The sequence below is a fragment of the Streptomyces canus genome (assembly GCF_041435015.1).
Lineage (GTDB): Bacteria > Actinomycetota > Actinomycetes > Streptomycetales > Streptomycetaceae > Streptomyces > Streptomyces canus_G.
Genome location: NZ_CP107989.1, coordinates 5387200 through 5396823, shown reverse-complemented (window position 1 = coordinate 5396823; position 9624 = coordinate 5387200). Strand labels below are relative to the sequence as shown.

The 9624-nt window shown below is 69.7% G+C and carries 5 protein-coding genes and 3 tRNA genes; 5 read left to right on the top strand and 3 right to left on the bottom strand.

Annotated features, from left to right (window positions below; genetic code table 11):
• Positions 1–105: 105 nt before the first annotated feature.
• The 3 genes from OG841_RS24620 to OG841_RS24610 all read right to left on the bottom strand — a co-directional run bounded on the left by OG841_RS24620 (position 106) and on the right by OG841_RS24610 (position 3431).
• On the bottom strand, positions 106–2238 hold the full coding sequence (locus OG841_RS24620) for a DEAD/DEAH box helicase (protein WP_328639502.1): 2133 nt from the start codon (positions 2236–2238) through the stop codon (positions 106–108).
• 239 nt (positions 2239–2477) lie between these two features.
• The gene (locus tag OG841_RS24615) at positions 2478–2990 is read right to left on the bottom strand and encodes a hypothetical protein (RefSeq protein ID WP_371566873.1); all 513 of its coding nucleotides are present in this window, start codon (positions 2988–2990) and stop codon (positions 2478–2480) included.
• Between the two features lie 90 nt (positions 2991–3080).
• Positions 3081–3431 (bottom strand): metallopeptidase family protein, encoded by a 351-nt coding sequence (locus OG841_RS24610; protein WP_266394251.1) that lies wholly within the window; start codon positions 3429–3431, stop codon positions 3081–3083.
• A gap of 84 nt (positions 3432–3515) precedes the next feature.
• Between OG841_RS24610 and OG841_RS24605 the strand changes: the two genes are divergently transcribed.
• The 5 genes from OG841_RS24605 (at position 3516) to hrpA (ending at position 9561) form a co-directional block, all read left to right on the top strand.
• On the top strand, positions 3516–5099 hold the full coding sequence (locus OG841_RS24605) for a metallophosphoesterase family protein (protein WP_328639504.1): 1584 nt from the start codon (positions 3516–3518) through the stop codon (positions 5097–5099).
• Positions 5100–5179: 80 nt separating this feature from the next.
• A tRNA-Glu gene (locus tag OG841_RS24600) sits at positions 5180–5252 on the top strand.
• A gap of 38 nt (positions 5253–5290) precedes the next feature.
• Positions 5291–5365: transfer RNA gene (locus tag OG841_RS24595), tRNA-Asp, on the top strand.
• A 24-nt stretch (positions 5366–5389) separates the two neighbouring features.
• Positions 5390–5463 (top strand) — tRNA-Phe (locus tag OG841_RS24590).
• A gap of 114 nt (positions 5464–5577) precedes the next feature.
• Positions 5578–9561 carry an ATP-dependent RNA helicase HrpA gene (gene hrpA, locus OG841_RS24585; RefSeq protein ID WP_371566872.1) on the top strand — a complete coding sequence of 1328 codons (3984 nt, stop codon included), beginning with the start codon at positions 5578–5580 and terminating at the stop codon, positions 9559–9561.
• Positions 9562–9624: the final 63 nt, after the last annotated feature.

The window sequence follows — 9624 nt, the reverse complement described above, 5'->3', positions numbered from 1 at the left end:
TTAACAACTGCCCCACAGGCACCGGTAGTCGATTACGTATGCGAAAAGGGCCCGCACGACCGAAGTCGTACGGGCCCTTCCGGATCCCTGAGGGGTCAGCAGGCGTCAGCCGTTGCGCTTCCAGCGCGGCTTGTCGTCGCGGCGGCCGAAGGAGGAGCCGGCCGGGCGGTCGTCACGACGGCCGTGCGGGCGGTCGTGGCCGCCGGAGCGGAAGCCTCCGCCGGTGGGGCGGTCGCCCTGACGGTCGCGGTTGAAGGGACGGTCGCTGCCCCGGTGGGTGGACGGCCGCTCGTCGCGACGGTCGCGGTTGAAGCCACCCGAGGGGCGGTCGTCACGGCGGAAGCCGCCCGAGGGACGCTCGTCACGACGGTCACGGTTGAAACCACCGCCGCTGGGGCGGTCGTCACGGCGGTCACGGTTGAAGCCGCCCGAGGGACGGTCGTCACGGCGGAACCCGCCCGAGGGACGCTCGTCGCGACGGTCACGGTTGAAACCACCGCCGCTGGGGCGGTCGTCACGACGGTCACGGTTGAAACCACCGCCGCTGGGGCGGTCGTCACGACGCTCGAAGGAACGGCCACCACGGTCGTCACGGCGGAACCCGCCCCGCTCGCCGTCACGGCGGTCGCGGTTGAAGCCGCCACGGTCGTCACGACGCTCGAACGAACGGCCACCACGGTCGTCACGACGGTCGTCACGGCGCTCGTAGTTGCCCCGCTCGTCACGGCGCTGACGCGGCTGCTCGTACGCGGGACGCTCGGCGGGCTGCTCGGCGACCACGGCCTCGGCCTCCGCCGACACCAAGGCCTCGGCCACTACGGCCTGTGCCTCGGCGACCGCCGACTCCGGGTCCTCACCGCGCTCGCGGGCGGCCCGGGCCACCAGGCGGTCGGCCTCCTCACGCAGCTCGGTCGCGCGGCGCTGCGCCCGCTCGAGCTCCTTGGTGAGCTGGGCGACCTCGCGCTCGGCCTGCTGAGCCACGTTGGCCGCGGACTCGGACTGGACCTCGGTCATCGACCGGGCGCCGGTGATCTCGGCGACCTCGGGCTCGAAGGCCGTACCGGAGTTGATGATGTGACGCCCGGCGTCGACGCCCGCGTCCTCCATCAGCCGGAAGATCTGCCGGCGCTGGTGCGGCAGGGACAGGGACACGACCGTGCCGGTGCGGCCCGCGCGAGCGGTACGCCCTGCACGGTGCAGGTAGTCCTTGTGGTCGCCGGCCGGGTCCACGTTCAGGACCAGGTCGATGCCGTCGACGTGGATGCCACGGGCGGCGACGTCGGTCGCGACGAGCGCGTTGACGTAGCCCTTCTTGAAGTCCTCCAGCACACGGGTGCGCGCGCCCTGCGTCATACCGCCGTGCAGCGCGTCGGCCTTCACACCGGAGTCGCACAGCTGCTCGGCGATGCGGTCGGCGCCCAGCTGGGTGCGGACGAAGATGATGGTGCGGCCCTTGCGGGAGGCGATGGCCGCGGTGACCGGCGCCTTGTCCTTGGGCTTCACGATCAGGATGTGGTGCGACATGGTCGTGACGTTGCCCTGGGCGCTGTCGACCTCGTGCGTGACCGGGTTGCTCAGGTAGCGCTTGACCAGCGTGGAGATCTCGTTCTCCATCGTGGCCGAGAACAGCATCCGCTGGCCGCCGGCCGGGATCTGGTCGAGCAGTTCGGTGACCTCGGGCAGGAAGCCCAGGTCGGACATCTGGTCGGCCTCGTCGAGGACGGCGACCTCGACGTTCTCCAGGGAGCAGGCGCCACGGTTGATGATGTCGCGCAGTCGGCCCGGGGTGGCGACGAGGATGTCGACGCCGCGCTCGAGGGCGTAGATCTGGTTGCCCATCGACGTACCGCCGCAGACGACCTTCATCTTGAGGCCGAGGACGTCGCCGTAGGGCTGGAGGGCGTCCGCGACCTGCATCGCGAGCTCACGGGTCGGGGTGAGGATGACGGCGCGCGGCTTGTGCTTCTCGGTGCGGCCACCGGCGAGACGCGTCATGGCCGGCAGACCGAAGGAGAGGGTCTTGCCGGAGCCGGTGCGGCCACGGCCGAGGATGTCCTTGCCGGCCAGGGCGTCCGGGATGGTCGCGGCCTGGATCGGGAAGGGGGTGGTCACGCCGTTCTGGGCGAGCTTGCGCACAACGCCCTCGGGGAGACCGAGGTCCGCGAAGGTGACCTCGACAGTCTCCTCCGTGCCCTCGTTCTCGGGCACGACGACGTGATCAGTACTGGAAATGGACATGCGTATGCGAAACCTTCCGGAGTCTCGTCGGCACGCGCCCGTCAACTCCGTGATTCGCAATACGACCGCCTCTATGCGGTCAGCCACGGCAAGGGAGAGAACGCGCCACACGGCGCGCTTCTGCTTTGGCGCCGGGCAAATGATCAAACGATCTATAACCATACGCACCCATCGCCCCCGAAGGCAAACCGATCCTCTCGTATGTATCCGAGGTCACTCGGGGCCTTTCACGGGGTCCGTCACACCGGCGACCCCGCCGTGGGCGCCGGCTCCCGCTGGCTCAGCTGCGGGCCCGTCTCCGGCTGCGCCGACGACGACGGTTCGGCGGGCGGCGGCGACGGTGTGGGCGACGCGGGCGGCTCGCTGGACGCCGGCGGCTCCGGATCGAGCGTATGCGTGGGCGCCGGGTCGCTCCCCGTCGCCGACGGCACCGGCTGGGCCGACGTCCCCGGCTTCGCCCCCGCGGAGGCCGGCGCACTCGCCGAGGCCGACGCCGACGCGGACGCCGGCTCCTCGCCGCCCTTGCCCTTGTGCTTGCCGTGCTTGCCGTCCGGGCCCGCCCCGCCGAGCCCCACGGAACCGCCCGAGCCCGCGGATCCCCCGTCCGGCGCCTCACCGCCCCGCTCGCCGGCGGAGTGCGACGGCTTCGCGCCGCCGTCTCCGCCGTCCCCGCCCACGCTCATGCAACCCGCGGCGGCGGCGACGGCCATGACCGTGGCGGCCAGACGGACGGGTACGTACAAGGGGCGCACGAGCAGCCACCTCCGAGGGCGGTCGTCAAAAAGTCAACCTGCCCAACTCCCGCCGCCCACAAGAGGACACGCGCCCCGTTCGAAACGGACTCAGCCGTAACCGAGTGCGTGCAGCCGCGCGTCGTCGATCCCGAAGTGATGGGCGATCTCGTGCACGACCGTCACCTCGGTCTCCGCGACGACGTCCTCCCGCGCATCGCACATCCGCAGCGTCGGCCCCCGGTAGATCGTGATGCGGTCCGGCAGCACCCCGGCGTACCACTCGCCCCGGTCGGTCAGCGGAGTGCCCTCGTACAGCCCGAGCAGCTCGGGATCGTCCGCCGGCGGTTCGTCCTCGACGAACACCGCGACGTTGTCCATCAGCCGCGTCAACTCCGGCGGAATCCGGTCCAGGGCCTCGGCGACCAGTTCCTCGAACTCCTCGCGCGTCATCTCCAGCACACGCCCATTCTCCGGTACGACCATCCGTACGAGAGTCATGAGCACGCCCGCATATCCACGAGCGGACTTGGGCATACGGGACCAATGGCCCGCGTCCCCGCCGCAGTCCTGAACGCCCGGAGCATCCTGAACGCCCTACGCAAGCCCCCGCGAGCCCTCGCCCGCCAGTACGGCAGGCGCCGATCCCACCCGTCCGTCGAGCTCGTCCAGCAGCCGCACCCCTGGGCCCGCGCCCTCGGCCTGGTCGCCGTCGTCCTTCTGGGCGCATGGCTGGGTCTGCTGATCGTCGGCAACGTCCGGGTCCCGGTCGGCCCCATGAACACGACGATGACCCTGCGCCCGTCCCTCTCCGGCGGCACGAAGATCAACGTGTCCCCGCTCGGCGCGCTCCAGCTGGACAGCCACCAGGCGCCCGTCCGCCTCGACGTCAACGTCGACCAGCTCGACCCGGAACGCTCCCAGGCCCTCGTCGACCACCCCGAGCGTCTCTCCGGCCTCCAGGACGAGGTCGCGACGGACGTCGAGCACGGCACCCTCGATCTGGCCGTCCGCTCCGTCGTCGCCGTGGTGTCCGGCGCCACGGCCCTCGGCCTCGCCGTCTACCGCCGCCCGCGCCGGGCCCTCGCGGCCGGCGGCCTCGCCCTGACCCTCCTGGCGGCCTGCGGCGGCACGGCGTACGCCACCTGGAACCCGGAATCCGTCCTGGAGCCGAAGTTCTCGGGACTGCTCTCCTCCGCCCCTTCCCTGGTCGGCAACGCGCGCAGCATCGTCACCGAATTCGACGTCTACCAGAAGGAGTTGGCCCGCCTGGTGACGAACGTGACGAAGCTCTACGACGTCACGTCCACCCTCCCCGCCTACCAGCCGGACCCCACCACCATCCGGGTCCTGCACGTCTCCGACATCCATCTGAACCCCGCGAGCTGGAAGATCATCGCCTCGCTCGTGGAGCAGTACAAGGTCGACGTGATCGTCGACTCCGGCGACACCATGGACCACGGCACGGCGGCGGAGAACGGCTTCCTGGACCCGATCCCCGACCTCGGCGCGCCCTACGTCTGGGTCCGCGGCAACCACGACTCCCTCACCACCCAGCGCTACATGGAGGCCCTGAAGCGGGTCCACGTCCTGGACAACGGCAAGGCGGAGACGATCGCCGGACTGCGGTTCGCGGGCATCGGCGACCCCCAGTTCACCCCCGACCGCTCCACGAACCCGGGTGCCGACGAGTCCCAGGAGGCGGCGGGCGACCGCCTGGCCGCGGCCCTGCGCGAGCAGCGGGCCGCCGGCACGCCGGTCGACCTCGCGATCGCCCACGAGCCCTCGGCGGCCCGTGAGGTCGACGGCGAGGTCCCGATGATCCTGTCGGGCCACCTCCACCACCAGGAGATGGAGGTCATGAAGAAGGGCACACGGCTGCGGGTGGAGGGCTCCACCGGCGGCAGCGGTCTACGGGCCGTCGAGGGCAAGTACCCCGACCCCATCGAGGCGTCGATCCTCTACATGGACCGCGACACCCGCCGCCTGCAGGCCTGGGACGAGATCAAACTCGGCGGCCTCGGCCTCACGACGGCGGAGGTCAGCCGCCACCTCCCGGAGGACAACCAGCCGGGAGCGACCCCCTCGCCCACGGGTTCGCCCACCGGCTCACCCACGGGCACCCCCTAAACCGTTTTGGCGATACCTCCCGGCATCCCATATGCTTCTCACGTCCCCGACGCGCTGAGAAGCGCCCAGGCGGGCCGATAGCCCTCATCGTCTAGCGGCCTAGGACGCCGCCCTTTCAAGGCGGTAGCACGGGTTCGAATCCCGTTGGGGGCACGCATCACCGTGTGCGACACTGTTCGTGCACAACGCTTGGTCCTGTGGAGCAGTTTGGAGTGCTCGCCACCCTGTCAAGGTGGAGGCCGCGGGTTCAAATCCCGTCAGGACCGCTGAGGTTTCCCCGGAAACCTCTCGGCTGGGTAGCTCAGTTGGTACGAGCGACCGCCTGAAAAGCGGTAGGTCGCCGGTTCGACCCCGGCCCCAGCCACAGCACAGACCCCGATCCCCGGATCGGGGTCTTGTTGTATGTGTCGTGACAGGCCGGCCGCGGGGACAAAACCGTTCGCCAGTAATTTCCCGGGGATGAGATCCTGGATCGCGTATGTCTACGCATCCTGCCCCCGCCCCCGGTACCCCCGCCTTCGGGGATCTCGCCGCCCGCCTGACCGAGCTGTCCCTGCGCGACGCGCACCGGCTCGGGCGCAGGCTCGAAGGCGCGCGCAGGATCCGCAAGCCGGAGGCGCGGGCCGCCGTGCTGTCCGAGATCGAGGCGGAGGTCGGCAAGGGCGAGGAACGCGTGAGCGCGCGCCGTGCGCGCGTGCCCGCCGTGTCCTATCCCGAGCAGCTCCCGGTCAGCCAGAAGAAGGACGACATCGCGGCCGCCATCCGTGATCACCAGGTCGTGATCGTGGCCGGTGAGACGGGCTCCGGCAAGACCACCCAGATCCCGAAGATCTGCCTGGAGCTCGGCCGGGGCGTGAAGGGCATGATCGGGCACACCCAGCCCCGTCGTATCGCCGCCCGCACGGTCGCCGAGCGGGTCGCCGAGGAGCTGGACACCCCGCTCGGCGAGGCCGTCGGCTGGAAGGTGCGGTTCACCGACCAGGTGAACCAGGACGCGACCTTCCTGAAACTGATGACGGACGGCATCCTGCTCGCCGAGATCCAGACCGACCGCGAGCTGCGCGCCTACGACACGATCATCATCGACGAGGCCCACGAGCGGTCCCTCAACATCGACTTCCTGCTCGGATATCTGGCCCAGCTGCTGCCGAAGCGGCCGGATCTGAAGGTCGTCATCACGTCCGCGACCATCGACCCCGAGCGGTTCTCGCGCCACTTCGGGGACGCGCCGATCGTCGAGGTCAGCGGGCGGACGTATCCGGTGGAGGTGCGCTACCGCCCGCTCCTCGAAGACGACTCCGACGACGCCGACCGCGACCAGATCACCGCGATCTGCGACGCCGTCGAGGAGCTCCAGGGCGAGGGCAAGGGCGACATCCTCGTCTTCCTCTCCGGTGAGCGGGAGATCCGGGACACGGCGGACGCCCTGGTGAAGAAGAACTACCCCCGCGCCGGAGGCGCTAATGGGCAGGGCACCGAGGTCCTGCCCCTGTACGCCCGCCTCTCGCACGCCGAGCAGCACCGCGTCTTCCAGCAGCACACCGGGCGCAGGATCGTTCTGGCGACGAACGTCGCCGAGACCTCCCTCACCGTCCCCGGCATCAAGTACGTCATCGACCCCGGCTTCGCCCGGATCAGCCGTTACAGCCACCGCACCAAGGTCCAGCGGCTGCCCATCGAGCCGGTCTCGCAGGCCAGCGCCAACCAGCGCAAGGGCCGCTGCGGCCGTACGTCGGACGGCATCTGCATCCGGCTGTACAGCGAAGAGGACTTCGACGGCAGGCCGGAGTTCACGGACGCCGAGATCCTGCGGACGAACCTCGCCTCCGTCATCCTCCAGATGACCGCGGCCGGCCTCGGCGACATCGAGAAGTTCCCGTTCATCGACCCGCCGGACCACCGCAACATCCGCGACGGCGTCCAACTCCTCCAGGAACTGGGCGCGTTGGACCCGGCGCAGAAGGACGTGCGCAAGCGGCTGACCGACACCGGCCGCAAGCTCGCCCAGCTGCCCGTCGACCCGCGCCTGGCCCGTATGGTCCTGGAGGCCGACAAGAACGGCTGTGTCCGCGAGGTCATGGTCATAGCCGCCGCGCTCTCCATCCAGGACCCGCGCGAGCGCCCGGCAGACAAGCAGACCCAGGCCGACCAGCAGCACGCCCGCTTCAAGGACGAGACCAGCGACTTCCTCGCCTACCTCAACCTGTGGCGCTATGTCCGTGAGCAGCAGAAGGAGCGCGGCTCGTCGTCCTTCCGCCGGATGTGCAAGCAGGAGTACCTGAACTTCCTGCGCATCCGCGAGTGGCAGGACATCTACTCCCAACTGCGCACGGTCGCCAAGCAGATGGGTATCCATCTCAACGAGGACGATGCGCCCGACCAGAGCGTCCACGTCTCCCTCCTCGCCGGTCTGCTCTCGCACATCGGCATGAAGGACGTGAAGGACGGCAACAAGAACGAGTATCTCGGCGCCCGGAGCGCCAAGTTCGCGATCTTCCCGGGCTCGGCGCTCTTCAAGAAGCAGCCGCGGTTCGTCATGTCGGCGGAGCTGGTGGAGACCTCACGTCTCTGGGCGCGCGTCAACGCGAAGATCGAGCCGGAGTGGGTCGAGCCGCTCGCCGAGCACCTGCTGAAGCGGACGTACTCCGAACCGCACTGGGAGAAGGACCAGGCCGCGGTGATGGCGTACGAGAAGGTCACGCTGTACGGCGTGCCGATCGTCGCCCAGCGGAAGGTGAACTACGGCCGTATCGATCCGGAGTCGAGCCGTGAGCTCTTCATCCGCAATGCCCTCGTCGAGGGCGACTGGCGCACCCACCACAAGTTCTTCGCCGACAACCGCAAGCTCCTCAGCGAGGTCGAGGAGCTGGAGCACCGGGCGCGGCGCCGGGACATCGTGGTCGACGACGACACACTGTTCGACTTCTACGACCAGCGCGTACCCGAACACGTGGTGTCCGGGGCGCACTTCGACGCGTGGTGGAAGCGGAAGCGGCACGAGCAGCCGGAGTTCCTGGACTTCGAGCGCGCGATGCTCATCCGGGAGTCGGCGGAGGCGGTCACGAAGGCCGACTACCCCGACTCGTGGCGGCAGGGCCCTCTGAAGTTCCGGGTGACCTACCAGTTCGAGCCGGGCGCCGACGCGGACGGTGTGACGGTCCACATCCCGCTCCAGGTCCTGAACCAGGTGACGGACGAGGGCTTCGACTGGCAGATCCCGGGTCTGCGGGAGGAGTTGGTGACGGAGCTGATCCGTTCCCTGCCCAAGCCGATCCGCCGCAACTACGTACCGGCGCCGAACTTCGCGCGGCGCTTCCTGGATACGGCCGTCCCGCTCCAGGAGCCTTTGACGGTCACGATGGCCCGCGAGCTGAAACGCATGGTCGGCGTGCCCTTCGACGCGGAGGACTTCGACTGGGCGCGGGTCCCGGAGCATCTGCGGATCACCTTCCGGATCGTCGACGAGCGGCGCCGGAATCTGGCCGAGGACAAGGACCTGGAGGCGTTGCGGCTGAAGCTCAGGCCGAAGGCGCGGCAGGCCCTGTCCCAGGCGGCGGCCGCGACGGCGTCCCGCGAGGGCGGCGAGTCCCTGGAGCGCAAGGGCCTGACGGACTGGACGATCGGCACGCTCACGCGCGTCTTCGAGACCCGTCGCGCGGGCCAGCCGGTGAAGGCGTACCCGGCGCTGGTGGACGACGGCGACACCGTCTCGGTCCGGCTCTTCGACACGGAGGCGGAGCAGGCCGAGGCGATGGGGAAGGGCACGCGGCGGCTGATCGTGCGCAACATCCCGGTGAGCCCGGCGAAGTTCGCGTCCGAGAAGCTGACGAACCCCCAGAAGCTCGCCCTGTCGTCGAATCCGCACGGCTCGATCCAGGCGCTGTTCGACGACTGCGCGACGGCTGCGGCGGACAAGCTGATCGGGGACTTCGGGGGGCCGGCGTGGGACGAGGAGTCGTACCGGAAGCTGTACGACAAGGTGCGCGCCGAGATCGTCGACACCACGGTTCGTACGGTCGGGCAGGTGCAGCAGGTGCTCGCCGCCTGGCAGGCCTGTGAGCGACGTCTGAACGCCGTACGGAGCCCGGCGCTGCTGGCGAACCTGGCGGACGTACGGGCGCAGCTGGACGCGCTGGTGAAGCCGGGGTTCGTGACGGCGACGGGGTTGCGCCGGCTGCCCGACCTGATGCGTTACCTGGTCGCGGCGGATCGCCGTCTCCAGCAGATGCCGACGAACGTCCAGCGGGACACGACCCGTATGGAGAAGGTCCACGAGATGCAGGACGAGTACGCCTGGCTCCTGGAGCAGCTTCCGCAGGGCCGGCCCGTGCCCCAGCAGGTTCTGGACGTCCGCTGGATGATCGAGGAGCTGCGGGTCAGCTATTTCGCCCACGCGCTCGGCACGGCGTACCCGATCTCCGACAAGCGGATCGTGAAGACGATCGACACGCTGGCGCCGTGACGCCTCCCGCACACAGGGTGAGTTCGACCAGGACCTCCCTGCTCCTGTACAGTCCTTCTCGCA

Excerpts from the sequence above, each read along its gene's own strand:
- OG841_RS24620 (WP_328639502.1), bottom strand. The coding sequence starts at position 2,238 with ATGTCCATTTCCAGTACTGATCACGTCGTCGTGCCCGAGAACGAGGGC.
- OG841_RS24605 (WP_328639504.1), top strand. The coding sequence starts at position 3,516 with ATGGCCCGCGTCCCCGCCGCAGTCCTGAACGCCCGGAGCATCCTGAAC.
- hrpA (WP_371566872.1), top strand. The coding sequence starts at position 5,578 with ATGTCTACGCATCCTGCCCCCGCCCCCGGTACCCCCGCCTTCGGGGAT.